Annotated in this window: 25 protein-coding genes; 1 reads left to right on the top strand and 24 read right to left on the bottom strand. The window is 43.0% G+C overall.

Going from position 1 to position 24,126, the window contains the following annotated elements:
* Positions 1 to 72: 72 nt before the first annotated feature.
* Together AB2B49_RS01155 and glmS are read right to left on the bottom strand one after the other, a co-directional pair.
* On the bottom strand, positions 73 to 1,080 hold the full coding sequence (locus AB2B49_RS01155; RefSeq protein ID WP_320691838.1) for an LLM class flavin-dependent oxidoreductase: 1,008 nt from the start codon (positions 1,078 to 1,080) through the stop codon (positions 73 to 75).
* A 110-nt stretch (positions 1,081 to 1,190) separates the two neighbouring features.
* Positions 1,191 to 2,999 (bottom strand): glutamine--fructose-6-phosphate transaminase (isomerizing), encoded by a 1,809-nt coding sequence (gene glmS, locus AB2B49_RS01150; RefSeq protein ID WP_320691837.1) that lies wholly within the window; start codon positions 2,997 to 2,999, stop codon positions 1,191 to 1,193.
* Positions 3,000 to 3,214: 215 nt separating this feature from the next.
* On the opposite strand from glmS, the gene AB2B49_RS01145 reads away from it, so the two are divergent.
* Positions 3,215 to 3,628: an EamA family transporter gene (locus AB2B49_RS01145; RefSeq protein WP_071851648.1), complete on the top strand. Its 414-nt coding sequence runs from the start codon at positions 3,215 to 3,217 to the stop codon at positions 3,626 to 3,628.
* Positions 3,629 to 3,666: 38 nt separating this feature from the next.
* Here AB2B49_RS01145 and AB2B49_RS01140 read toward each other — a convergent pair whose 3' ends face one another.
* The 22 genes from AB2B49_RS01140 to rplO all read right to left on the bottom strand — a co-directional run bounded on the left by AB2B49_RS01140 (position 3,667) and on the right by rplO (position 23,995).
* On the bottom strand, positions 3,667 to 5,046 hold the full coding sequence (locus tag AB2B49_RS01140; protein WP_071851650.1) for a glycoside hydrolase family 1 protein: 1,380 nt from the start codon (positions 5,044 to 5,046) through the stop codon (positions 3,667 to 3,669).
* A 98-nt stretch (positions 5,047 to 5,144) separates the two neighbouring features.
* Positions 5,145 to 6,998: a proline--tRNA ligase gene (locus AB2B49_RS01135; protein ID WP_320691836.1), complete on the bottom strand. Its 1,854-nt coding sequence runs from the start codon at positions 6,996 to 6,998 to the stop codon at positions 5,145 to 5,147.
* Positions 6,999 to 7,014: 16 nt separating this feature from the next.
* Positions 7,015 to 8,271, bottom strand: coding sequence for an RIP metalloprotease RseP (gene rseP / locus AB2B49_RS01130; protein WP_320691835.1), 1,257 nt, complete (start codon positions 8,269 to 8,271; stop codon positions 7,015 to 7,017).
* A 15-nt stretch (positions 8,272 to 8,286) separates the two neighbouring features.
* Entirely contained in the window at positions 8,287 to 9,090 is an 804-nt protein-coding gene (locus tag AB2B49_RS01125; protein WP_000159119.1) for a phosphatidate cytidylyltransferase, read from the bottom strand.
* 8 nt (positions 9,091 to 9,098) lie between these two features.
* Positions 9,099 to 9,857 (bottom strand): isoprenyl transferase, encoded by a 759-nt coding sequence (locus AB2B49_RS01120; protein WP_000466705.1) that lies wholly within the window; start codon positions 9,855 to 9,857, stop codon positions 9,099 to 9,101.
* A gap of 206 nt (positions 9,858 to 10,063) precedes the next feature.
* Entirely contained in the window at positions 10,064 to 10,648 is a 585-nt protein-coding gene (locus AB2B49_RS01115) for a nucleotidyltransferase family protein (RefSeq protein ID WP_049505437.1), read from the bottom strand.
* Entirely contained in the window at positions 10,629 to 11,627 is a 999-nt protein-coding gene (ruvB, locus tag AB2B49_RS01110; RefSeq protein ID WP_084939994.1) for a Holliday junction branch migration DNA helicase RuvB, read from the bottom strand. Before ruvB ends, AB2B49_RS01115 begins: the two co-directional genes overlap by 20 nt.
* 484 nt (positions 11,628 to 12,111) lie before the next feature.
* Positions 12,112 to 12,528, bottom strand: coding sequence for a GNAT family N-acetyltransferase (locus AB2B49_RS01105; RefSeq protein WP_049505480.1), 417 nt, complete (start codon positions 12,526 to 12,528; stop codon positions 12,112 to 12,114).
* A gap of 11 nt (positions 12,529 to 12,539) precedes the next feature.
* Entirely contained in the window at positions 12,540 to 13,235 is a 696-nt protein-coding gene (locus AB2B49_RS01100; protein ID WP_049505481.1) for a GNAT family N-acetyltransferase, read from the bottom strand.
* Between the two features lie 109 nt (positions 13,236 to 13,344).
* On the bottom strand, positions 13,345 to 15,846 hold the full coding sequence (gene leuS, locus AB2B49_RS01095; protein WP_049505482.1) for a leucine--tRNA ligase: 2,502 nt from the start codon (positions 15,844 to 15,846) through the stop codon (positions 13,345 to 13,347).
* 159 nt (positions 15,847 to 16,005) lie between these two features.
* Entirely contained in the window at positions 16,006 to 16,698 is a 693-nt protein-coding gene (locus AB2B49_RS01090; protein ID WP_000049279.1) for a histidine phosphatase family protein, read from the bottom strand.
* Positions 16,699 to 16,934: 236 nt separating this feature from the next.
* Complete coding sequence (locus tag AB2B49_RS01085) at positions 16,935 to 18,272, bottom strand: PFL family protein (protein WP_049505483.1); 1,338 nt, start codon at positions 18,270 to 18,272, stop codon at positions 16,935 to 16,937.
* 9 nt (positions 18,273 to 18,281) lie between these two features.
* Positions 18,282 to 18,548, bottom strand: coding sequence for an ACT domain-containing protein (locus tag AB2B49_RS01080; protein ID WP_007519010.1), 267 nt, complete (start codon positions 18,546 to 18,548; stop codon positions 18,282 to 18,284).
* Positions 18,549 to 18,811: 263 nt separating this feature from the next.
* The gene (gene rplQ / locus AB2B49_RS01075; RefSeq protein ID WP_000331493.1) at positions 18,812 to 19,198 is read right to left on the bottom strand and encodes a 50S ribosomal protein L17; all 387 of its coding nucleotides are present in this window, start codon (positions 19,196 to 19,198) and stop codon (positions 18,812 to 18,814) included.
* An 11-nt stretch (positions 19,199 to 19,209) separates the two neighbouring features.
* Positions 19,210 to 20,145, bottom strand: a complete 936-nt coding sequence (locus AB2B49_RS01070) for a DNA-directed RNA polymerase subunit alpha (protein WP_000568993.1) — start codon at positions 20,143 to 20,145, stop codon at positions 19,210 to 19,212.
* Between the two features lie 42 nt (positions 20,146 to 20,187).
* Complete coding sequence (rpsK, locus tag AB2B49_RS01065; RefSeq protein ID WP_001118385.1) at positions 20,188 to 20,571, bottom strand: 30S ribosomal protein S11; 384 nt, start codon at positions 20,569 to 20,571, stop codon at positions 20,188 to 20,190.
* A 17-nt stretch (positions 20,572 to 20,588) separates the two neighbouring features.
* Positions 20,589 to 20,954, bottom strand: coding sequence for a 30S ribosomal protein S13 (gene rpsM, locus AB2B49_RS01060; protein ID WP_000090781.1), 366 nt, complete (start codon positions 20,952 to 20,954; stop codon positions 20,589 to 20,591).
* Positions 20,955 to 20,971: 17 nt separating this feature from the next.
* Positions 20,972 to 21,088: a 50S ribosomal protein L36 gene (gene rpmJ / locus AB2B49_RS01055; RefSeq protein ID WP_001808836.1), complete on the bottom strand. Its 117-nt coding sequence runs from the start codon at positions 21,086 to 21,088 to the stop codon at positions 20,972 to 20,974.
* Positions 21,089 to 21,112: 24 nt separating this feature from the next.
* Positions 21,113 to 21,331 carry a translation initiation factor IF-1 gene (gene infA, locus AB2B49_RS01050; RefSeq protein ID WP_001029883.1) on the bottom strand — a complete coding sequence of 73 codons (219 nt, stop codon included), beginning with the start codon at positions 21,329 to 21,331 and terminating at the stop codon, positions 21,113 to 21,115.
* 116 nt (positions 21,332 to 21,447) lie between these two features.
* Positions 21,448 to 22,086, bottom strand: coding sequence for an adenylate kinase (locus tag AB2B49_RS01045; protein ID WP_001050433.1), 639 nt, complete (start codon positions 22,084 to 22,086; stop codon positions 21,448 to 21,450).
* A 145-nt stretch (positions 22,087 to 22,231) separates the two neighbouring features.
* Entirely contained in the window at positions 22,232 to 23,542 is a 1,311-nt protein-coding gene (gene secY, locus AB2B49_RS01040; RefSeq protein WP_000465385.1) for a preprotein translocase subunit SecY, read from the bottom strand.
* Positions 23,543 to 23,554: 12 nt separating this feature from the next.
* The gene (rplO, locus tag AB2B49_RS01035) at positions 23,555 to 23,995 is read right to left on the bottom strand and encodes a 50S ribosomal protein L15 (protein ID WP_000766089.1); all 441 of its coding nucleotides are present in this window, start codon (positions 23,993 to 23,995) and stop codon (positions 23,555 to 23,557) included.
* Positions 23,996 to 24,126 lie beyond the last annotated feature (131 nt).

Here is a 24,126-nt window from a genome sequence, read left to right as displayed (position 1 = left end):
GCTTGTATCACTTCCACCTGTTGCTGAATCCAAGGGTGTTCCTCACCAATCGACTCAACTGATTGAATTTTTTTATAACTCCTCTTTCATAGCAAAGTAAGCACGTATTTTCGGCGCCACTTGTGTGCCGAAGAGTTCAATAGCTCTCAAAACTTGATCATGTGGCATAGAACCAAGCGGTAGATGGAACATGAAACGGTCCAAGTCTAAATCCTCAATCATGCGAATCAATTTTTCTGCCACCTGGTCTGGATTTCCCACAAACATGGCTCCATTTGGCCCAATTTGCTCCAAATATTGCTCATAGGTCAACTCCTGCCAGTGTGGACGGTCCTTAGAAATCGCATCCACCACTTGCTTGGTCGGATGGAAATAATCTTTGACAGCCTGCTCGCCATCTTCAGCAATCCACCCCCAAGAATGAGCGCCCACTTTCAGGTCTTTATCCGCATGACCAGTCTCCCTTCCAATCTCACGATAAGCTTGAATCAGCTTTTTAAAATAACGCGGATTGCCACCGATAATGGCATATACAATCGGCAGCCCCGCCCGAGCAATCTTCACTGTTGACTCTACATGACCACCTGTCGCCACCCACAATGGCAATTTGTCCTGAACTGGACGGGGATAGACTTCTTTTCTAGCAATGCTTTGGGTCAATTGACCTTGCCAGTCTATCTTGGTCTTTTCATTGACTAACTGGAGCATGTCTAATTTCTCATCAAAGAGAGCTTCATAGTCTTTCAAGTCATAGCCAAACAGAGGGAAGGACTCGGTGAATGAACCACGCCCAGCCATAATCTCCGCACGGCCATTTGACAAGGCATCGATGGTAGCATATTGTTGGAACAAACGAATCTTCTTGGTATTAACAGCACCAGCTGCAAGGACAATCTCTGGCGCCGATACCGCAAAGTCCTCCCGATGATGCTCCCCAATCCCGTACACATCCAAACCAACCTTATCAGCCAGCTCAATTTCTGCCACCAACTGACGAATGCGTTCATCATGACTGTAAATCTGTCCAGTCGCTTCTAGAGCTGTTGTTTCACCAAATGTTGAAATTCCTAATTCTACCATCCCGTTTCCTCGCTATCTCTTTTAGTTTTAGGATACTTTATCACTAATTAGTTCTATTTTCAATAAATTTGCTCATTAGAAAAAGTCTAGATGAACTAGACTTTCTTAGCTTATTCTACTGTTACTGACTTAGCAAGGTTACGTGGTTTGTCCACATCAAGACCACGGTGGAGGGTTGCAAAGTAAGCGACCAATTGTGTTGGCACGACCATTGAGATTGGTGAGAGGTAAGGGTGGACGGTCGTAAGGACGATATCGTCTGTGTCTTTAGCAACATTTTCCTCTGCGATAGTGAGAACCTTGGCACCACGAGCTGCGACCTCTTGGATATTTCCACGAGTATGGTTGGCAAGGACTGGATCTGATAAGAGGGCCAAGACAGGCGTTCCTTCTTCAATCAAGGCAATGGTTCCATGCTTGAGTTCCCCTGCCGCAAAACCTTCACACTGGATGTAAGAAATCTCTTTTAGCTTAAGACTGGCTTCCATGGCTACATAATAGTCTTGACCACGTCCGATGTAAAAGGCGTTGCGAGTGGTTTCAAGAAGCTCACGAACTTTAGCATCAATGGTTTCTTTTTCTGAAAGGGTTGATTCGATAGACTGAGCTACGATTGACAACTCATGAACCAGGTCAAAGGCTTGAGCTTTGGCATTACCGTTTGCTTCTCCGACTGCTTTTGCTAGGAAGGCAAGAGCTGCGATTTGCGCAGTATAAGCCTTGGTTGATGCCACGGCAATTTCAGGACCCGCGTGAAGAAGCATAGTATGGTTGGCTTCACGTGATAGGGTTGAACCTGGAACGTTTGTCACTGTCAAGCTTGGAATGCCCATTTCATTAGCCTTAACCAAAACCTGACGGCTGTCAGCTGTTTCACCAGACTGGCTGATAAAGATGAAGAGTGGATTTTTGCTGAGAAGTGGCATACCATAGCCCCACTCAGATGAAATTCCAAGTTCAACAGGTGTATCTGTCAACTCTTCCAACATCTTCTTAGAAGCAAATCCTGCGTGGTACGATGTTCCAGCTGCAAGGATGTAGATGCGGTCTGCATCTTGAACAGCCTTAATGATAGCAGGTTCAACCACTACTTGACCAGCATCATCTGTGTAGGCTTGGATGAGTTTACGCATCACCGTTGGTTGCTCGTCGATTTCCTTGAGCATGTAGTAAGGATAAGTTCCCTTACCGATATCTGATAAGTCAAGCTCCGCAGTATAGCTAGCACGTTCACGGCGATTGCCATCATAGTCTTGAACTTCAACGCTATCAGCCTTGACGATTACCAACTCTTGGTCATGGATTTCCATGTATTGGTTGGTCTCACGAATCATGGCCATAGCATCTGAGCAGACCATGTTGTAGCCTTCTCCAAGACCAATCAAGAGTGGTGATTTGTTCTTAGCGATATAGATGACATCTGGATTTTCAGAGTCAATCAAGGCAAAGGCATAAGAACCACGGATGATGTGAAGAGCTTTTTTGAAGGCTTCAAGAACTGACAAACCATCTTCTTCTGCAAATTTTCCAATCAGGTGAACGGCAATTTCTGTATCGGTTTGCCCCTTAAAGTGGTGACCTGCAAGGTATTCTTCCTTGATTTCAAGGTAGTTTTCAATCACTCCATTGTGCACCAAGACAAAACATCCTGTCTCAGAGCGATGTGGGTGAGCATTGTCCTCAGTTGGTTTTCCATGAGTCGCCCAACGCGTATGTCCGATACCAGTTGTTCCCTCAACGCCAGCTGTCTTAGCAGACAATTCTGCGATACGGCCAACAGCCTTAACTAGATGATTTTCAGTACCACCTAGGACAAAAATCCCCGCAGAATCATAGCCACGGTATTCAAGCTTTTCAAGCCCTTGAATCAAAATATCAGTTGCATTTGTGTTTCCAACAACACCAACAATTCCACACATAGTATATACGACACAGACCAGCTGTGCTTTCTCCTTAAATTGGTATAGTCTAATTCTCACTTTACGGAATCAGCAAAAACAGTATATACTTGTTTTTCTCACTTGTCAAGAATAAAAATTGGTATAGTTTTTCTATCTGGTATTTTATCAAGATTTCACTTGATACCTGACAAGTCAGCATCAATTACTTATAATAAGGGGAGGAGGTATTTGCCATGTGGTTTTTCTTCGCACTTTTATCAGCTATCTTTGCAGCCCTAACGTCAATTTTAGCCAAGATTGGGATTGAAGGAGTTCCATCTAATCTAGCAACCGCTATTCGTACGGTCGTTGTCATTCTGATGGCCTGGGCCATGGTTTTCTTGACCAATAGTCAGACCGAAATTGTCAACATCAGTAGAAAAAGTTGGCTCTTTCTCATCTTATCTGGCTTGGCCACTGGCGCCTCCTGGCTCTGCTACTACAAGGTCTTGCAGATGGGCAATGCGACTGAGGTATCTGCTGTCGATAAATTAAGTCTCGTCATTACCCTCGTTCTAGCCTTTTTCTTCCTACAAGATATCCTGACGTTTAAAACAATTATTGGCTGTATCCTGATTACGATTGGAACATTGGTGATGATATTGTAATAAAAAGTGAGATGAACGCCATCTCACTCTTTTTATTCTTAAAATCCATTATGGTCGCTGAGTTCCTTGAACCAGTGACCTGATTTCTTCAGGCGACGTTCCTGCGTTTCCAAATCAAGCTCAACCAGACCGTAGCGATTTTTATAGCTATTGAGCCATGACCAGCAATCAATAAAGGTCCAAATCAAGTAGCCCTTACAGTTAGCACCGTCTTCGATAGCACGGTGAAGTTCACGCAGATGTCCTTTGACAAAGTCGATACGATAGTCGTCCTGAATCATGCCATTCACACGGAATTTATCTTCCCCTTCAACACCCATGCCATTCTCTGTCAACATCCACTCGATATTACCATAATTTTCCTTGATATTTTGGGCAATATCATAAATCCCCTGCTCGTAGATTTCCCAACCGCGGTGAGGGTTGATTTTACGGCCCGGCATGACGTAAGGTTCGTAGAAATGCTCTGGCAAAAGCGGGCTATCAGGATGCTTAGCAAAACGCGGCGCCATAACGCGCAAAGGTTGGTAGTAGTTGACTCCAAGGAAATCAACTGTATTCTCACGAATGAGTTCTAACTCTTCAACAGTGTACTCTGGCAGTAAATCATGCTCAGCTAAAATCTCTACTAACTCTTCTGGATAAACTCCCAGTACAGACGGATCTAGGAAAGATTGGGCTTGGAAGAGGTCGGCAATGCGCGCAGCCTTGACATCCGCAGGATGCTGGCTACGTGGATAAGCTGGTGTCAAGTTAAGGACAATCCCAATCTTGGAATCAGGCAAAATCTCATGACAGGCCTTAACCGCAAGACTACTAGCCAGTTGCGTATGATAGGCAACCTTAACCGCCGCATTGGCATCTACCTTGTGAGGATAGTGAGCATCGTAAAAATAGCCAAATTCTACAGGGACAATGGGCTCGTTAAAGGTAATCCATTGGTCCACCAAGTCGCCGTAAGTTTCAAAACAAAAACGAGCATAGTCTTCATAAGCCTTGACAGTTGCCTTATTTTCCCAGCCATCGCCGTCTTCTTGGAGGGCAAATGGCAGGTCGAAGTGATAGAGATTGACTAAGAGGCGAATCCCCTTGGCCTTAATAGCCTCAAAAACCTGACGGTAGAAAGTCACCCCTTGAGGATTGACTTCTCCACAACCTTGCGGGAAAATACGAGACCACTGGATAGAAGTTCGGAAGGCTGTATGCCCAGTCTCTACCAAAAGCTCAATATCCTTTTCCCAGTTCTCATAGAAGGTCGATGTTTTATCAGGTCCAATCCCATTGTAGTAGCGATTGGGTTCCACCTGATACCAATAATCCCAGAGATTGTCCCCCTTGCCGTCACCAGGCACGCGCCCTTCAGTTTGCGGTCCAGAAGTGGAGGAACCCCAAACAAAATCCTTTGGAAATTTTAGCATTGTTATACCTCTTCGTTTACTCATTTTTCCCATTATACAGAAAAAACAAGGTAAAAACTAGTTACATTTTTGCCTTGTTTTTCTTCTGATTAAAGTTTTTATTTCTTGCTGAGGATTTCAAGCGTTTCAAGCAAGTTGTCTGCATGAACTTCGATGGTATCACCAGTCGCTTTAATCTTAACTTCTACGATACCATCAGCCGCTTTCTTCCCAACAGTGATACGGATTGGCAGACCAATCAAGTCGCTATCGCTAAACTTCACTCCGACACGTTCGTTACGGTCATCTGTCAAGACTTCGTAACCAGCCTCCATCAAGTTGGCTTCAAGTTTATCTGTCAAGGCTTGCGCTTCTTCGTCCTTGACATTGACAGTGATCAGGTGCACATCAAATGGTGCCAATTCTTTAGGGAAGTTAACTCCCCAAGCATAACGGTATTCCCCTTTAGGCGTTTTGTTAACAAAGAGGCGAGCGTGTTGTTCCATAACTGCCGAGAGAAGACGGCTAACACCGATACCGTAACATCCCATGATGATTGGCACAGCACGGCCATTTTCGTCCAAAACATCTGCACCCATGCTTGCTGAGTAGCGAGTTCCGAGTTTGAAAATATGACCGATCTCGATACCACGGGCGAAGTTTAGGACACCTTGTCCGTCTGGGGAAATTTCACCCTCACGAACTTCGCGGATATCTACGTATTCTGCAGTGAAATCACGACCTGGGTTCACACCCGTCAAGTGGTAACCATCTTCGTTAGAACCCACAACAGCATTGCGAACATCTTGTACCTTACGGTCTGCAATGATTTTCACATTTTCTGGCAAACCAACTGGACCAAGCGAACCAAAGCCAGCTGATATAACATTTGCCACTTCTTCTTCACTAGCAACATCAAAGAAATCTGCACCCAAGTGGTTTTTCAACTTGACTTCATTGAGTTGGTCATTTCCAACTAGAAGGGCTGCAACAAGCTCACCATCTGCCATGTAAAAGAGAGTTTTAATCGTTTGCTCTTCTGGCACGTTAAGGAAGGCTGCCACTTCATCGATGGATTTAACATCTGGAGTTTCCACTCGAGTCACTTCTTCTTCCGCAACAACACGGTTGCTTGGTTTGTACTCGTTTGTTGCCATTTCTAAGTTAGCCGCATAGCTAGACTCGCTTGAGTAGGCAATAGTGTCTTCACCAGAAACCATCCATTTGAGCAATTCTGCTTTGATTTCTTCTTGCACTTCTGCAGGAATTTCATCAAATGAGGCAACTGACTTGTCCAAAACAACCCAGCGGTCAAGGTCTGTACGAGCTGGTGTGATGGCCATAAATTCTTGGCTATCCTTACCACCCATAGCGCCACCATCACCGATGATGGCCTTGAAGTCCAAGCCACTACGAGTAAAAATACGTTCATAGGCTGCCTTGTACTCGTCATAAGTCACATCCAAACTATCGTAATTAGCATGGAAACTATAGCCGTCTTTCATGATAAATTCACGCGTACGGAGAAGTCCGTTACGTGGACGTTTTTCATCACGGTATTTCGGTTGGATTTGGTAAAGGTTGAGTGGTAATTGCTTGTAAGACTTGACAGAGTCACGAACAATAGCTGTAAAAGTTTCTTCGTGTGTCGGACCTAGGATAAAGTCTGACTTTTCACGGTTTTTCAGTTTATAAAGGTCTTCACCATAGGTTTCATAACGACCTGATTCACGCCAAAGATCAGCACTGAGAAGGGCAGGAGCCAACATCTCCACCGCACCAATCTTATCAAACTCTTGGCGCATGATATTCTTAGCCTTTTCAATCACACGGTTAGCGAGTGGTAGGTAAGAATAAACACCAGCAGAAACTTGACGAACATAACCAGCACGCAACATAAGTGCGTGGCTGATAACTTGAGCATCGCTTGGCATTTCGCGAAGCGTTGGGATTAGCATTTTACTTTGTTTCATAATATTCCTCGATTATCTAAAAGAAGAGTCGCATAATGTCATTCCAGGTCACAGCTAGCATCAAGACAACCATCATAACTACACCAGCCATGGTGACATAGGTTTCAATTTCTTGTTTAAGGGGTTTCCGGCGGATAGCCTCTAGGATATTGAGCACAATCTTTCCACCATCCAAAGCCGGGATCGGAATCAAGTTAAAAATCCCGATATTGATGGAAATCATGGCTAGGAAGTAGAGGACATTCTCAAGACCATTTTTAGCAGCATCGCTACTTGCCTTAAAAATGGCAACGGGACCACCGAGTTTGTTCAAATCTGGATGGAAAATCAAGTTTTTCAGAGCCGAAAGGATGCGGAGTCCTGAGTCGGCAGCGGTTGTAAATCCACCAACAAACATGGATAGAAAGTCTGACTTGACCCCTGGTTGAACCCCGAGAATGTAACGTCCTTGATTTTCTTCTGGCGTCACAGTGACTTGTTTTTCGCTACCATTTTCAGAAATGGTCACATCCAAGGTCGGAGCGGTCTTGTCCTTGGTATCTGCTTCCACAGCCTGGGTCAAGTCTTGCCAATTCTTAACCTCATGCGAGCCGACCTTGGTAATTTGAGCGGTCTCAGCTACGCCTACCTTAGCCAAAGCTCCCTCTGGCATGACATGAAAGAGATTGGTCTGAGTATCTCTAACACCGCCCTGCAAAAAGATCAAGATCCAAAATACAACAACACCTAAGATAAAGTTATTCATAGGACCTGCAAAGTTGGTGATGAGCTTGCCCCAGATAGAAGCATTTTGATACTGTACATCCAAAGGAGCGATGCGCACTTCGGTTCCGTCTTCTTCAACAACCGTTGCATCATGATCCACTGCAAAAGTCTTTTCTTCTTCCAAGACCAAGCCTTTAATGAAGAGCTTGTCTTCAAAGTCGAACTGGGTTACCTGCATAGGGAGAGCTGTTTGATCCAGTTTCTTCCCTGCGAGGTTGATCCGTTTGACCTTACCATCGTCGGCAAGTGTTAAACTGACTGGAGTTCCTGTCTTGATTTCTGTCGCATCATCACCCCAGCCTGCCATACGAACATAGCCTCCTAGAGGAAGGATTCGAATGGTATAAGCAGTGCCATCCTTACCGATATGGGAAAAAATCTTGGGCCCCATACCAATGGCAAATTCACGAACTAGAATGCCTGATTTCTTGGCAAAATAAAAATGTCCAAACTCATGCACCACCACAATAATCCCAAAAACGAGGATAAAGGTTAGCAATCCAATCATTCAATATTCCTTTCTTTAAAACAGGCCAAATAAGTGCATCATTGGAAACACAATCAGCATGCTGTCAAAGCGATCCAACACACCGCCATGTCCAGGGATAAATTTCCCAGAATCCTTGACACCGAAATGGCGTTTCATGGCACTCTCAATCAAGTCACCAAACTGACCTGCCACACTGAAGAAGGCAGCAAAGAGACTCATTCTATAAATTCCATAAGGAAGAGCAACTGTACTGTCCACTAGCATGAAGATTACCGTTATCAGTACCGCACCTAAAATACCCCCGACAAAGCCCTCAATACTCTTATTAGGAGAAACTCTTGGCGCCAATTTATGTTTACCAAAATTCATCCCTGTCAGGTAGGCTGCGCTATCTGTCGCCCAAACGATAAAAAGGGCCAACAGTACCTTGTCAAAACCTGCCACCCGAGCATCTAGTAAGGCATTGAAGCCAAAACCAACATAAAAACTCACAGCAATTGGAAAAGCGGCATCTTCAATCGTATAGTTTTTACTGAAAACGGTCGTCCCTAGCATTATGGTTATCAGAACACTATAGGCAACCACATTTCCATCAACAGGCAAAAAAGTTAGGTAATTTTCTAAAGGAACTGTGAGAGCGAAGGTCGCAAAAAGAGTCAAAGCACCCTCAATGGTCATAGTCTTTAGTCCCTTCATGTGCAAGAGTTCATGAACGCCTAGCATCGCTAACAAGCCAATCCCTATCTGCAACAAGAGCCCTCCTGCAAACAAGACTGGAAGGAAAATTGCCAGGGCCAATACCGCAAACAATGTTCTCTTTTGTAAATCCTTGGTCATATCTTCTCCTAAACTCCTCCAAAACGGCGATTGCGATGGTTAAAAGCAGCAATAGCTTCCTGCAAGGCAGCTTCATCAAAATCAGGCCACAGGGTATCCGTAAAGTAAAGCTCGCTATAGGCTGCTTGCCATGGCAAGAAATTACTCAAACGCAACTCACCACTCGTGCGGATAATCAAATCAGGATCTCGCAAATCCTTTGGCAGGTGCTGCGTGAAAAGATAGTCCCCAATCATATCTTCTGTGATATCACCAGGGTTGATTTTAGCATCTAGAACATCTTGAGCCAAGCCCTTAAGAGCCTGCGTAATTTCAGCACGACCACCATAATTGAGCGCAAAATTGAGAATCAAACCCGTATTGTTCTTGGTCAACTCCTCTGCTTTTTTCAAAGCTTCAAAAGTCGGCTTAGGCAAACGGTCTGTCTCCCCAATCATCTGAATCTTAACGTTATTTGCATGCAATTCAGGGACATAGTTATCATAAAATTCGACTGGCAAGTTCATGATAAACTTGACTTCTTGATCTGGACGCGTCCAATTTTCCGTTGAAAAGGCATAAACCGTGATGACCTTAACTCCCATCTTGTTAGCTGCCTTGGTCACTTTTTGGAGGGCTTCCATCCCTGCCTTATGACCAAAAACCCGTGGTTGCATCCGTTTTTTAGCCCAGCGGCCATTCCCATCCATGATGATGCCAATATGAGCAGGAACCTGTGTTGGAACCTCGACTTCTACAGCTTTATCTTTCTTAAAAAATCCAAACATGTTCTTATTCCTATTCAAAAATCTATCGTTTCATTATACCATATTTCCCTATTTTCTTCTATTGCTAAGTTATTAGCTCTCCTTACAGACAAAAAATAAGCCGCCTGATTGGGCGACTTAGTTTTATAGGGAGATTATTATGAAAAAGTTTTAGGAGTTTAAGTTAAGTTCCTCTTAACTTATGAACCTAGTATACCGTCACTAACTTAAATTTTTCTTAAGTTTTTTGAAAAAGTAAGATTTTTCCATTTTTCTTGCCAATTTTTCTTGGACAAGCGTTCTTGATAGAGCTTCATTCGATCTTCATTCTCTAAAAAATGAGGAGTTGGGGAAATCTGAAAGTTCAAAATATCCTCTAAAGCATAGGGGACAAAGAGCTCCAAAGTTGCGTCGGCATGCAAGCGGAGTCCTATCGCCGTACAGCGTTCCGGATATTTACTCATGGCATCACGGGAACTCGTGTAAGGCGCTGTGTGGGAACTGTGCAGATGCATATAGACCTGATTTTTCAACTCCCACTGATACTGAGGAAAATCCTCTCTCAGTTTTTTCTCTAGGGACACTGTTTCCTCATAAGAAACATCTGGATCAAAGAAAATCACATCCACGTCCGTTTCATGATCAAAAGGCGATTTGTCTGACAAGAGATTCCAGATGAAATTCCTGACAGAACCTGCTGCCAACCACGAGTCTTTCAGATCAAAATCACGAATGATGGTCAGAATGGTCATCATATCTGGATTTTCTCTGAAAGCATCTAGAATTTCTTGTTCATTTTTCATTGTATTCATACCCTAAATGCTCATATGCCTTAGCTGTCGCCACCCGTCCAGAACGAGTTCGCATGATGAAACCTTTCTGAATCAGGTAAGGTTCGTACATATCTTCGACCGTCTCGCGTTCTTCTGCTATATTAACAGAAAGGGTTCCCAGTCCTACAGGACCACCACCATACATCTCAATCATGGTGCGAAGGATTTTTTGGTCCACATAGTCCAAACCTTCATGGTCTACATCTAACATGGTCAAAGCCTTATCGGTAATGACATCATCGATAACCCCATTTCCCATAATCTGGGCAAAGTCGCGCACGCGCTTGAGGAGACGATTGGCGATACGAGGAGTTCCTCGACTACGTAAGGCCAACTCCGAAGCTGCCTCATGAGTGATTTCCATCTCAAAAATATCTGCTGTCCGCTCAACAATCTCTGTCAAGTCAGCGTGGGCATAGTATTCCATATGACCCGTAATCCCAAAACGTGCTCGTAGAGGATTAGAAAGCATCCCCGCACGTGTCGTCGCACCAATCAAGGTAAAAGGCGGCAAGTCCAAATGGACACTGCGACTACCCTCTCCAGCCCCAATCATGATGTCAATGTAGAAGTCCTCCATGGCACTATAAAGCACCTCTTCCACCGACATGGGCAAGCGATGAATCTCGTCAATAAAAAGGACGTCTCCAGGTTCCAAATCATTCAAAATGGCTACCAGATCACCCGCTTTTTCGATGACAGGACCAGACGTTTGCTTGAGATTGACTCCCAGTTCATTGGCAATAACAAAGGCCATGGTTGTTTTCCCGAGACCTGGAGGGCCAAATAAAAGAACATGGTCCAGTGCCTCATCACGCATTTTTGCTGCCTCGATAAAGATTTGCAGCTGGTCCTTGACTTTATCCTGACCGATATATTCACGTAAATATTGGGGACGGAGGGTACGTTCTACTAACTCCTCATCCCCCATGATCTCATTGTCTAAAATTCTACTCATGTTCCTATTATAGCAAAAATCCAGCCTACAAACAAAAAAGCCACCTGATTGGGTGGCTTCTTTAGGGAGATTATTATGAAAAAGAAAAGTTTAGGATTTCATTAAATAAAGTTAGGAGGTCTTTATTTAACGATTATATAATACAAGATGAATCTTAAAGCTAACTTAACTTTTCTCTGATTTATTATTTTTTTAAATTTTTTTCCAAATGAAATTTTCTTTTTCAAGCAACAAAAAAGCCACCTGATCGGGCGGCTTCTTTAGGAGATTATGATGAAAAAGAAAAGTTTGAGATTTCATTAAATAAAGGGTACTCAATGAAAATCGAAATCAGACTAGGCAGATAGACTCAAGCATAACGATAGATAGCTAAGTCGACTCTAACGAAGGTTGATGAGATTTTCGAAGAGTATTAGGAGGTCTTTATCTAATAACTATATAATACACGAGGAGACTTAAACTTTACTTAAGAAAAAATATTTTTTTATCTTTTTCTATCCACCAAAATCATTCCTGTACAATCATAAGTAGATAAGGTTTCAAATCCCAGAGAACGATAGAATCCCAAGTTTTTTTCTGTCTGATCGGTCACTAGTTGGACTTGATAGGCATCTTTGTAATCACCTAAAGCCTCTTTCATTAAGGCACTGCCAATCCCTTGGCGCTGATAGCTCGGCAAAACGATCAAATCCTGGACAAAAATCGATGAAAAACCATCTCCGACCAAACGGACCAAGCCCACTACGGCATCGCCATCAAGTGCTAGATAAATCGCTAATGAGTGAGACAAGGCTTTCTTCAACATCTGAGGTTGATGTGTATATTTTGTCCATCCAACTGCCTGATAGAGATGCAAAACATCCTCTAGCTTGACAATTTCTTGCCTTCTAATAGTCATCATCTCAATACCTCTCAGAATTCTCTTAAGCTCTTGTACTGCCGTCCATTTTTATCAAAATTTTCAGGAGCCAACCATGTTTCTAAACGAGCTTTGACTTGAGGCCAGTCCTTATCAATCATAGACAACCAATCCGTATCTCTCGTACGCCCCTTATAAACGACTGCCTGACGGAAGGTTCCTTCATAGACAAAGCCCAAACGCTCCGCGGCTCGTCTTGATGGGATATTTAGAGAATCACATTTCCACTCATAGCGACGATAGTTAAGCTCCTCAAAAACATAGCGAGCTAGGAGATATTGACCCTCTGTCCCTATACGTGTTCCCCTGAGTTCTGGAGAAAAAGTGACAGCTCCCACTTCTATCACTCGGTTATTCTGATCAATGCGCATGAGAGAAAAAGTTCCCAAGGCCTTACCAGTTGCCTTGTCTACAATCGCATAGTAAAAGCGATCCTTACGAGCCAACATCTGATTTAAAAGGCTAACCAACTCCTCCATATCTGCCACTGGTTCCTGAAAGAGATAGGTCCACATCTCCCGAGGAGTATCCGGACCATAAACAGCTAGCAAATCCTCCGCATGCTTTTCCACTGAAAGAGCCTCTATCCGAGCATAACGCCCTTCTAAGAAATCAATAGAAGGCAATTCACCAGATGTATAACCTTCCATTGACTCGCCAATCATCTGACCATATTCGTTTACTGGCATTGTTTTCTCCTTGATTCACTTTTCAAACTTTATAATTGCACATAGTATATCATACTTTCATGAAAAAATTCAAAAAATCCTCCAGATTCTACTCTGAAGGATTCCTATCTTATTTCACAACAATATTAACGAGTTTATTAGGTACCGCAATCACCTTCACGATTTCCTTGCTGTCAATTTCTGCTTTAACTTTTTCGTCAGCGAGAGCAATTTCTTGCAATTCTTCACGTGATAGGTCTTTAGCGACCATGAGTTTGGCACGGACTTTTCCTTTGATTTGAACCACGATTTCGATTTCGTCTTCAACCAATTTGCTTTCGTCCCAAGTTGGCCAAGCCACGTAAGAGATGGACTCACCTGTTGCTGTAACTGTTTGCCAGAGTTCTTCTGCCAAGTGAGGTGCAAATGGGGCAATCAATTGGATAAAGCCTTTGGCATAGTCCACATAGAGTTCGTCTTCCTTGTTGGCAGCGTTGACAAAGACCATAAGTTGGGCAATGGCTGTGTTGAATTTCATGGACTCGATTTGCTCAGTGACAGCTTTGACTGTTTCATTGTAAACCTTGTCAAGAGCACCATTATTTTCCGCAACGATTTCTTTACTTGTAATCAAACGGTATACACGGTCTAGGAACTTACGGCTTCCTTCCAGACCTTCTTCTGACCAAGCGATGGAAGCATCGAGTGGCCCCATGAACATTTCATAGACGCGAAGGGTATCGGCACCGTATTGTTCCACCACATCGTCTGGATTGACAACGTTCTTGAGCGATTTAGACATCTTGGCTGGTGCTTGCTCCAGTTCTTCTCCTGTTTCCACATGGAAGAAAGAACCGTCACGTTTTTCAACCTTGTCAGTCGCTACAAGAGCTCCACGGTGGTCACGGTAGCTTGTTCCCAAAATCATCCCTTGGTTAAAGAGTTTTTGGAATGGTTCCTTAGTCGGAACAACACCGAGGTCATAGAGGAATTTGTGCCAGAAACGAGCGTAGAGCAAATGAAGTACAGCATGCTCTGCACCACCCACGTAGATATCCACTGGCAACCATTGTTTGAGGAGATCCTCGTCGGCCAATTTTTCTGTGTTGTGTGGGTCGATATAGCGGAGGTAGTACCAGCTTGAACCTGCCCATTGTGGCATAGTGTTTGTTTCACGACGACCTTTGACGCCATCTTCACGCGTCACTTCCAACCAGTCAGTCAAGTTAGCCAACGGGCTTTCACCAGTACCTGAAGGGCGAATATCCTTGGTTACTGGCAAGACAAGTGGTAATTCACTTTCTGGAACAGCTGTTGAAGTCCCATCTTCCCAATGAATGATTGGAATTGGCTCACCCCAGTAACGTTGACGACTAAAGAGCCAGTCGCGGAGACGATAGGTGACCTTCTCTTGTCCACAACCTTTTTCTTCCAGCCAAGCCACAATCTTAGCAATAGCATCTTCTTTGTTAAGGCCATCTAGGAAGTCTGAATTGACATGAAGACCGTCTTCTGTGTAGGCAGCTTCTGCTACATTACCACCTTCAAGTACTTCTACGATTGGAAGGTCAAATTGTTTGGCAAATTCCCAGTCACGTTGGTCGTGGGCTGGCACAGCCATAACGGCACCTGTTCCATAGCTAGCAAGAACATAGTCGGCAATCCAGATTGGAATTTCCTTGCCATTGACAGGGTTGATGGCATAAGCGCCCGTCCAAACCCCTGTTTTTTCCTTGGCTAGATCGGTACGAGCCAAGTCAGACTTGAGACTAGCTTGGTGTTTGTAGTCTGCAACTGCATCAGCTTGCTCTGGACTTGTGATAGCGTCAACCAAGTCATGCTCAGGAGCCAAGACTGTGAAGGTCGCACCGAAAAGAGTATCAGGACGAGTGGTAAAGACGGTGAATTCCTTGTCAGTCCCTTTCACTTTGAAAGTTACATTGGCACCAGTTGATTTCCCAATCCAGTTGCGTTGCATATCCTTGATAGATTCTGGCCAATCCAACTCATCCAAGTCATTAAGCAATCGCTCTGCATAGGCCGTGATTTTAAGCATCCATTGACGCATCGGTTTGCGGACAACGGGATAGCCCCCACGTTCAGAAGTTCCGTCAGGAAGTACTTCTTCATTAGCGATGGCTGTTCCCAATTCTTCCACCCAGTTTACTGGTACTTCCGCTTCATAGGCCAAGCCTTTTTCGTAAAGCTTAGTGAAAATCCACTGAGTCCACTTGTAATAGTTTGGATCTGTGGTGTTAACTTCACGGTCCCAGTCGTAAGAGAATCCAAGCGCATTGATTTGGCGTTTAAAGTTGGCAATGTTTTCCGCTGTAAAGTCAGCTGGGTCATTCCCCGTATCCATAGCATACTGCTCAGCTGGCAAACCAAAGGCATCCCATCCCATTGGGTGAAGGACGTTGTATCCTTGCGCACGTTTGTAACGGCTGAGGATATCCGTTGCTGTATAACCTTCTGGGTGTCCTACGTGCAATCCAGCTCCTGAAGGATATGGGAACATATCGAGAGCATAAAACTTCGGTTTTGATGCATCTGTTCCTGTCTTAAATGTATGATGTTCTGCCCAGTAGCCCTGCCACTTAGGCTCAATTTCTTTATGATTGTAAAAACTCATGGTCTCTCTCCAATTTTATGATGTTACTATTATACCATTTTTAGGGGAATTTGAAAGACGAGAAATATTCTTTTAGACTTGGATAACAAGAAATACTGAGTCGCAAATCCACCTTATTTAACAGGAAAAAAATTAGCTCCTAATCGGAGCTAACTTCTATCAATTTTTTATTTCTTCCATCTTCTCACGTCCTAGCTCTCGATAACTACGGTCACCAACAACCTCAACGCTAAACTGACCGTCCTCATATTCAAGAATCGTCACGCTACCATTATCGAGGCCATGCGGATGCATACCATTGATCAGATAAACAATGGTCCCAATGGTCATTCCATGGCTTACGACGAGAGCATTGCCCCCACCTTGTTCTTCCATTTCTTTGGCAATCGCTTCAAAGCCTTCCTTGATTCGACCACTGAGTTTTTCCCAACCTTCAGCCCAGCCAGCTGTATCAACCTCTACCAAACCCTCAGCCAGTTCAGCATAAGACAATTGGTGAACATGGTCCACATTGAAAATTCTCGGAATCAAGCCCATAAAGAGGTCCCCATCATAGGCCCCATCAAAACTGCCAAAGCACCACTCACGGATTCGCTTGTCCATGCGGTAAGGGATTTTCCCCTGTAGGCCAAGTTCTTCTAGGATAATTCCCATAGTTTGAATGGTGCGCCCTGAATCGCTGGAATAAGCGCGGTCAAACTGCAAGCCAGACTCTCTCAAGCCAATTCCCAGTTCATGGATTCCCAACTCACCTTCTGCAGTCAGAGGTGTATCACTCCATCCTTGAGCACGTCCAATGGTGTTAAACATCGTTTTCCCATGACGGACCAAGTACAATCTTACTTTAGACATTTTCTATCCTCCATTTTCTTCTATTATATCATGGATCAAAGAAATATTCGGCTTTCAAAAGCAAAGCCAACATTTATAAATTACCCAAAAGAAAAGCTACCCTCATGGTAGCTTCCCTAGGAGATTATTATGAAAAAGTTTAGGATTTCTATTAAATAAAGTTAGGAGGTCTTTATTTAATGATTATAGTATACACAGTCATCCTTAAACTCAACTTAAATCTTCTCTCTTTTTTATTAATTTTTAAAACTATGGATTGGAGCTGGGATTTGCCCACCGCGAGAGATGAAATCAACAGACGAAGCCCCGTTGACCTTCATCACTGGAGCTGTCCCTAGCAAACCACCAAACTCAATCATATCGCCTTCTTTGCCCTTTGGAATAATACGGACAGCCGTTGTTTTCATGTTAATCACACCAATGGCCGCCTCATCCGCAATCATAGCTGCAATGGTTTCAGCAGGCGTATCTTCCGGAATGGCAATCATATCCAGTCCAACTGAACAGATAGCCGTCATGGCTTCTAGTTTCTCTAAATTTAGGGAGCCATTTTGCACCGCAGCAATCATCCCCTCATCTTCAGAAACGGGGATAAAGGCACCTGACAAGCCACCGACTTGGTTACAAGCCATCACTCCGCCCTTCTTAACTTGGTCATTCAAAAGAGCGAGGGCAGCCGTCGTCCCATGCGTACCAACTGTTTCTAGACCCATTTCCTCAAGGACACGTGCCACAGAATCACCAACTGCAGGAGTTGGCGCCAAGCTTAGGTCAACAATTCCAAAGTCAACACCAAGGCGTTCACTCGCCATTTGCCCAACTAACTGACCAATACGAGTAATCTTAAAGGCTGTTTTCTTGACCGTCTCAGCTACTACATCAAAGCTCTGTCCACGAACTTTTTCCAAGGCACGCTTGACCACACCAGGACCCGAAACCCCGACATTAATGATAACATCTGCTTCCCCAACACCATGGAAAGCCCCTGCCATAAAAGGATTGTCCTCAACAGCATTAGCAAATACGACCAATTTGGCAGCACCCATATCTGATAAGTTCGCTGTTTCCTTGATGATACGTCCCATATCAGCGACCGCAGTCATGTTGATACCTGACTTAGTTGAGCCAATGTTAACAGACGAACAAACCTTGTCTGTCTCAGCTAGAGCACGGGGGATAGAATTGATGAGAATTTCATCTCCTTTTTGGTAGCCTTTTTGTACCAAGGCAGAGAATCCACCGATAAAGTCAACACCAATCTCCTTGGCAGCCTTGTCAAGTGCCTTTGCCAAAACAACATAGTCTGTCGCATCAGTCGCAGCACCAATTAAAGAAATCGGAGTCACCGATACCCGTTTATTAACAATAGGAATCCCAAGTTCTGCAGCAATTTCATCTCCTACAGCCACTAGATTTGCAGCTTTAGTAGTGATTTTTTGGTAAATCTTTTCAGCAGCACATTCGATGTCTGGATCAATACAGTCCAAAAGGGAGATGCCCATGGTGATGGTTCTGATATCGAAGTTCTGCTCCTCGATCATAGCAATGGTTTCAGTAACTTGTCTAATATCCATGATGACCTCCTAGATATTATACATGGCGTCAAAAATCGCTGCACTTTGAATATTGATTTTAACATTCAAGCTCTGACCAAAAGTTTCAAATTCATTTCGCAGATAAGTGAAATCCTGTTTTTCGTCACTAGAAACGACCGCCATCATAGTAAAGTATTCATCCAACACTGTCTGAGAAATATCGTCAATATTCAAACCCAATTCTGCAATTTTAGTAGACACGCCTGCAACAATACCAGCCTTGTCCTTGCCAACCACTGTAATAATAGCCTTCATTTTTAGACTCCCATTCTACGATTTTTAGAAAACCTGAACGTTTTTGATTTTCTTTTTCCTTAGTATAGCACATTTCCGAAAAAAATACTAAAAAACGCCTGCTTACGAAGTTGTTCTTAAACAAAAAACAATTTCGTAAACAAGCGTCTACCCTATCAAATGATGATGAGTGTTCCCGCTAGGACCGAAGTCCCAGCGGTAGACCAGAGCTAGACTAAGAGCACAAGACTCCATCATCATAACACTCAACAAAATTGATGATTTTATACTAATTCGATGATCGCCATTGGCGCAGCATCACCACGACGTGGTTCAGTTTTAAGGATACGAGTGTATCCACCGTTACGTTCAGCATAACGAGGTGCGATTTCTGAGAACAATTTTTGAAGTGCTGTAGTAGAAGTGTACTTATCAGTTGCTTCATCATAGTTTTCAGATGCGATTTCATTACGTACGAAAGCAGCTGCTTGACGACGTGCATGCAAATCACCACGTTTACCTAGAGTAATCATTTTTTCAACAGTTTTACGGATTTCTTTAGCACGAGCTTCAGTTGTCACGATTGATTCGTTGATCAAAAGGTCAGTTGTCAAATCGCGAAGCATTGCTTTACGTTGTGAGCTAGTGCGTCCTAGTTTACGGTAAGCCATGTATTCCTCCTTTATTTATCTTTTAATCCAAGACCCAAGTCAATGAGTTTGAGTTTCACTTCTTCCAAACTCTTGCGTCCAAGATTTCGTACTTTCATCATCTCTGCTTCAGATTTTTCTGTCAAATCATGCACAGTATTGATACCGGCACGCTTCAAACAGTTGTATGAACGCACAGACAAGTCCAGTTCCTCAATCGTACGATCCAAAATACGATCGTCAGATTCAGTATCAGCTTCTTTCATCACTTCAGTTGACTTAGCAATCTCAGTAAGATTTGTAAACAAATCAAGATGTTCTGTCAAGATACGTGCTGAAAGCCCTAAAGCATCTTCTGGAATAATTGTTCCATTAGTCAAGATTTCAAGGGTTAATTTGTCAAATCCATCATTGCTACCTACACGAGCAGGCTCTACTTGATAGTTGACTTTTGTAACTGGTGTATAAATAGAATCTACAGCAAGTGTTCCAACTGGTGCATTATCTTTTTTGTTTTCATCAGCAGGTACATATCCACGACCACTGTTAACAGTCATTGTCGCTTTTAGAGAAGAACCTTCACCGATTGTAAAGAGATAATGATCTGGATTTACAATTTCAATATCACTGTCAGTCAAAATGTCTCCAGCTGTAATTTCAGCAGGACCTTCAACGTCCAGTTCAATGATTTTTTCGTCTTCAACGTATGATTTCACTGCAATCCCTTTAATGTTCAGAATGATTTGCATCACGTCTTCACGAACACCTGGAACTGTGTCGAACTCATGCAAGACACCTTCAATGTTGATAGATGTCACTGCTGCTCCTGGTAGAGAAGCTAGTAGTACACGACGAAGAGAGTTACCAAGAGTTGTACCGTAGCCACGTTCAAGTGGTTCGATTACAAACTTGCCATAATCTTTATTTTCATCAATTTTTGTTATATTTGGTTTTTCAAACTCAATCATTTAGTTACTCCCTCTTAAACGAAAAGCAGTGTAATGCGATGATTATACACGGCGACGTTTTGGAGGACGAGCACCATTGTGTGGCACTGGAGTCACATCACGAATTGCTGTTACTTCAAGACCAGCGGCAGCAAGCGCACGAATAGCTGACTCACGACCAGAACCTGGACCTTTTACAGTAACTTCAACTGATTTAAGACCGTGTTCTTGTGCAGATTTAGCAGCAGCTTCAGAAGCCATTTGAGCAGCGAATGGTGTAGATTTACGAGAACCTTTGAAACCAAGAGCACCAGCTGATGACCAAGCAATTGCATTACCATGCACATCAGTAATCATAACAATAGTGTTATTAAATGTAGCGTGAATATGAGCAATACCAGATTCGATATTCTTTTTCACACGACGTTTACGTGTTGGTTTAGCCAAGACTTTTACCTCCTATATTATTTTTTCTTACCAGCAATCGCAACAGCTTTACCTTTACGAGTGCGAGCGTTGTTTTTAGTGTTTTGTCCACGGACAGGAAGTCCACGACGGTGACGAATACCACGGTAAGAACCGATTTCCATCAAACGTTTGATGTTCAAGTTTACTTCACGACGAAGGTCACCTTCAACTTTGATTGCATCCACTTCACGACGGATAGCATCCTCTTGATCTGATGTAAGGTCACGTACACGAACATCTTCTGAGATTCCAGCAGCAGCCAAAATTTTCTTAGATGTTGCAAGTCCGATACCATAAACGTAAGTCAATGAGATTACTACGCGTTTGTCATTTGGAATGTCAACTCCAGCAATACGAGCCATTTTTTCTCCTTTCTATCTTATCCTTGACGTTGTTTGTGTTTTGGATTTGCTGGGCAAATTACCATAACACGACCATTACGACGAATTACTTTACAGTATTCGCAAATTGGTTTGACCGATGGTCTTACTTTCATTTCTTATCCCTCCAAGTTTTTCGATTATTTAAAGCGGTAAGTGATACGTCCACGTGTCAAGTCATATGGACTCATCTCGACAGTAACACGATCTCCCGCTAAAATACGAATATAGTTTTTACGAATTTTACCAGAAACTGTTGCTAAAATCTGATGTCCATTTTCAAGTTCAACCGTAAACATTGCGTTAGGCATTGTATCGACTACTTTGCCTTCAACTTCAATCACATCGTCTTTTGCCACGCAAAAGCACCTCCATAAATTTCGATTCGATGCCTCTGAAAACAGAGACAACAATTATAAGTCAGACTATCTCAGTATAACATTTGTAGCGATTTTTTGCAAGTGTGAAAAACGCTTTATTTCAAATTTGTCAATACTTTTTCGATGTCTTTGAACACATCATTGATATCTTGATTTCCTTCGATATCGTGGACCAACCCTTTGGCACGGTAGTGAGCAATGATTGGTTCACCTTGGGCGATATTGACATCCAAACGACGCTTCACTGTCTCAGGTTTGTCATCTTCACGTTGGTAATAATCTTCTTCTTTGTAGTCAACTGGTGGGTTGAAAACTTTGTGGAAGGTTTCACCTGTTTCGCGGTGGATGATACGGCCACTCAAACGTTCCAAGAGGCAATCTGGGTTCACTTCGATGTTGATCACACCTTCCAGTTCGATACCAAGTTCTGCCAATGTTTTGTCCAAGGCATGGGCTTGTTCAATCGTACGTGGGTAACCATCCAACAAGAAACCTGTTTCCTTGATGTCGTCCTGTGAAAGACGTTCTTTAACAATTCCATTTGTAACTTCATCTGGAACCAACTCACCTTTGTCAATGTATGACTTGGCAAGTACACCCATTTCAGTTTGATTTGCCATAGCAGCACGGAACATATCGCCAGTTGAAATGTGTGCCACGTGGAATTGCTCCACAATTTTAGCTGCTTGTGTTCCCTTACCTGCTCCAGGTAAGCCCATAATCAAAAGATTCATGATAGGATCTCCTTATTTTGTATTTAAATAGAAGCAGAAATTCGTTTCAACTCCTATTTAAAAACAAAATATAAGAGGGGAGACGAAAATCTCTCTGATAGATAGACCTTCATACTCCACTCTCTAAGCAAAAGTAATCTTGCTTTTATTCTGTTTTGTCCATGAAACCAACATACTTACGTTTCAATAGGTAACCTTCTAGCTGTTTGATTCCTTCAATACCAGTTGAGATAATGATCAAAAGACTAGTTCCCCCAAAAGCAACAGCTTCTGAAAGACCAAAGACATCTTTTGCCACAATCGGCAAGATTGAAATCACACCAAGGAAGATTGATCCGACAGTCGCAAGGCGACGAAGAAGTTTCGACATGAACTCTTCAGTACCCTTACCAGGACGGACACCATGAATGTAGGCTCCACTCTTTTGCAAGTTTTCTGCTGCTTTCTCTGGATTGATCTGTACAAATGTATAGAAGAATGTAAAGAGAATGATCAACAAGGCATACATAGCAACACCTGTCGGAGATGTTGTAGATAACATTTCCTGTGCTGTACGTACCCAAGCCCAATCATGACCTGTAGCACTCAAAAATTGAAGAATGGCTGCAGGTGCTGCTGTGATGGAACTTGCAAAGATAACTGGGATAACCCCCGCTGGGTTCACCTTCAATGGAAGGTATGAGCTTGATGGGGCTCCTTGAGCAACTTTTGTATATTGGATTGGAATTTTATATTCTGCCTGTTGAACAAAGGTTGTAAAGTAAACAATCAACAAGACAGCGATAATCAAAATAACGACAAAGATAATAGATGAAGTCAAACGGCTACTTGGAATATTGACGAAGTAGTCAACATAGATACCCTTAATCATCTCAGGAATTGAAGCAACAATACCTGCAAAGATAATCATAGAAACACCATTTCCGTATCCCTTATCTGTAATTTGTTCCCCAAGCCAAGTTACAATCATACTACCTGCTGTGAGGATAATACCAATAGTAACAAAAACTTGTGGAGTTAAAGCTGTCGTTAATAATTTCGCTCCAGATAGAGTATTAAATCCTGCTGTAATCCCGATAGATTGAACAAATGCAAGTACAAGTGCAATGTAACGAGTAGCCTGGTTTAGTTTTCTCCGTCCTACTTCCCCTTGTTTGCCCCATTCTACAAACTTCGGTAAAATATCCATTTGTAGCAATTGAACAACGATTGAAGCAGTGATATACGGACTTACTCCGAGTGCAAAAACGGAGAAGTTCTTCATGGCATTCCCTGAAACAAGACTAAGCATGTTCAAGAAAGATAAACCACTGAGAGCTTCCAAACTTTTTGCATTCACACCTGGAACAGTGATACTTGTCCCAATACGGAAAACAAGAATGATAAAAATCGTAAAGAGAATTTTTGATCGAACTTGTTTAACCTTGAGCGCTTCTTTTAGTAATTTAAAAAACATGGGTCACCTCTCTTAGATGACTTCTACAGAACCACCTTTAGCAGTGATAGCTTCCTCAGCTGATTTAGAGAATTTAGCTGCTTTCACAGTCAATTTCTTAGTCAACTCACCGTTACCAAGAATTTTAACTCCTGATTTTTCAGCTTTCACAATTCCTGCTTCGATAAGTACAACTGGAGTTACTTCTGCACCGTCTTCAAAGACGTTCAATTGGTCAAGGTTTACAATTGCGTATTCTTTAGCGTTGATGTTAGTGAATCCACGTTTTGGAAGACGACGGAACAATGGAGTTTGTCCACCTTCAAAACCAAGGCGAACTCCGCCACCGCTACGAGCTTTTTGACCTTTTTGACCGCGACCAGATGTTTTACCGTTACCTGATGAAGTACCACGACCAACACGGTTACGTACTTTACGAGAACCTTCTGCAGGTTTCAATTCATGAAGTTTCATTATTATTTTCTCCTCTTTTGTAAAATGCTAGCGCCGATAAGAGAGAAAAGGTTGTCTCCCTTATCAACTCGCCTATACATGGTCATCTTAGATGACTATACCTAGTTTTAGGGGATGAGTATTGCCACATC

The organism is Streptococcus jiangnanensis (genome assembly GCF_040888325.1).
Lineage (GTDB): Bacteria > Bacillota > Bacilli > Lactobacillales > Streptococcaceae > Streptococcus > Streptococcus jiangnanensis.
This window is presented reverse-complemented; position numbering and strand designations above follow the sequence as displayed.

Excerpts from the sequence above, each read along its gene's own strand:
- AB2B49_RS01155 (WP_320691838.1), bottom strand. The coding sequence starts at position 1,080 with ATGGTAGAATTAGGAATTTCAACATTTGGTGAAACAACAGCTCTAGAA.
- glmS (WP_320691837.1), bottom strand. The coding sequence starts at position 2,999 with ATGTGTGGAATTGTTGGTGTTGTTGGAAACACAAATGCAACTGATATT.
- AB2B49_RS01145 (WP_071851648.1), top strand. The coding sequence starts at position 3,215 with ATGTGGTTTTTCTTCGCACTTTTATCAGCTATCTTTGCAGCCCTAACG.
- AB2B49_RS01140 (WP_071851650.1), bottom strand. The coding sequence starts at position 5,046 with ATGCTAAAATTTCCAAAGGATTTTGTTTGGGGTTCCTCCACTTCTGGA.
- AB2B49_RS01135 (WP_320691836.1), bottom strand. The coding sequence starts at position 6,998 with ATGAAACAAAGTAAAATGCTAATCCCAACGCTTCGCGAAATGCCAAGC.
- rseP (WP_320691835.1), bottom strand. The coding sequence starts at position 8,271 with ATGATTGGATTGCTAACCTTTATCCTCGTTTTTGGGATTATTGTGGTG.
- AB2B49_RS01125 (WP_000159119.1), bottom strand. The coding sequence starts at position 9,090 with ATGACCAAGGATTTACAAAAGAGAACATTGTTTGCGGTATTGGCCCTG.
- AB2B49_RS01120 (WP_000466705.1), bottom strand. The coding sequence starts at position 9,857 with ATGTTTGGATTTTTTAAGAAAGATAAAGCTGTAGAAGTCGAGGTTCCA.
- AB2B49_RS01115 (WP_049505437.1), bottom strand. The coding sequence starts at position 10,648 with ATGAATACAATGAAAAATGAACAAGAAATTCTAGATGCTTTCAGAGAA.
- ruvB (WP_084939994.1), bottom strand. The coding sequence starts at position 11,627 with ATGAGTAGAATTTTAGACAATGAGATCATGGGGGATGAGGAGTTAGTA.
- AB2B49_RS01105 (WP_049505480.1), bottom strand. The coding sequence starts at position 12,528 with ATGATGACTATTAGAAGGCAAGAAATTGTCAAGCTAGAGGATGTTTTG.
- AB2B49_RS01100 (WP_049505481.1), bottom strand. The coding sequence starts at position 13,235 with ATGCCAGTAAACGAATATGGTCAGATGATTGGCGAGTCAATGGAAGGT.
- leuS (WP_049505482.1), bottom strand. The coding sequence starts at position 15,846 with ATGAGTTTTTACAATCATAAAGAAATTGAGCCTAAGTGGCAGGGCTAC.
- AB2B49_RS01090 (WP_000049279.1), bottom strand. The coding sequence starts at position 16,698 with ATGTCTAAAGTAAGATTGTACTTGGTCCGTCATGGGAAAACGATGTTT.
- AB2B49_RS01085 (WP_049505483.1), bottom strand. The coding sequence starts at position 18,272 with ATGGATATTAGACAAGTTACTGAAACCATTGCTATGATCGAGGAGCAG.
- AB2B49_RS01080 (WP_007519010.1), bottom strand. The coding sequence starts at position 18,548 with ATGAAGGCTATTATTACAGTGGTTGGCAAGGACAAGGCTGGTATTGTT.
- rplQ (WP_000331493.1), bottom strand. The coding sequence starts at position 19,198 with ATGGCTTACCGTAAACTAGGACGCACTAGCTCACAACGTAAAGCAATG.
- AB2B49_RS01070 (WP_000568993.1), bottom strand. The coding sequence starts at position 20,145 with ATGATTGAGTTTGAAAAACCAAATATAACAAAAATTGATGAAAATAAA.
- rpsM (WP_000090781.1), bottom strand. The coding sequence starts at position 20,954 with ATGGCTCGTATTGCTGGAGTTGACATTCCAAATGACAAACGCGTAGTA.
- rpmJ (WP_001808836.1), bottom strand. The coding sequence starts at position 21,088 with ATGAAAGTAAGACCATCGGTCAAACCAATTTGCGAATACTGTAAAGTA.
- AB2B49_RS01045 (WP_001050433.1), bottom strand. The coding sequence starts at position 22,086 with ATGAATCTTTTGATTATGGGCTTACCTGGAGCAGGTAAGGGAACACAA.
- secY (WP_000465385.1), bottom strand. The coding sequence starts at position 23,542 with ATGTTTTTTAAATTACTAAAAGAAGCGCTCAAGGTTAAACAAGTTCGA.
- rplO (WP_000766089.1), bottom strand. The coding sequence starts at position 23,995 with ATGAAACTTCATGAATTGAAACCTGCAGAAGGTTCTCGTAAAGTACGT.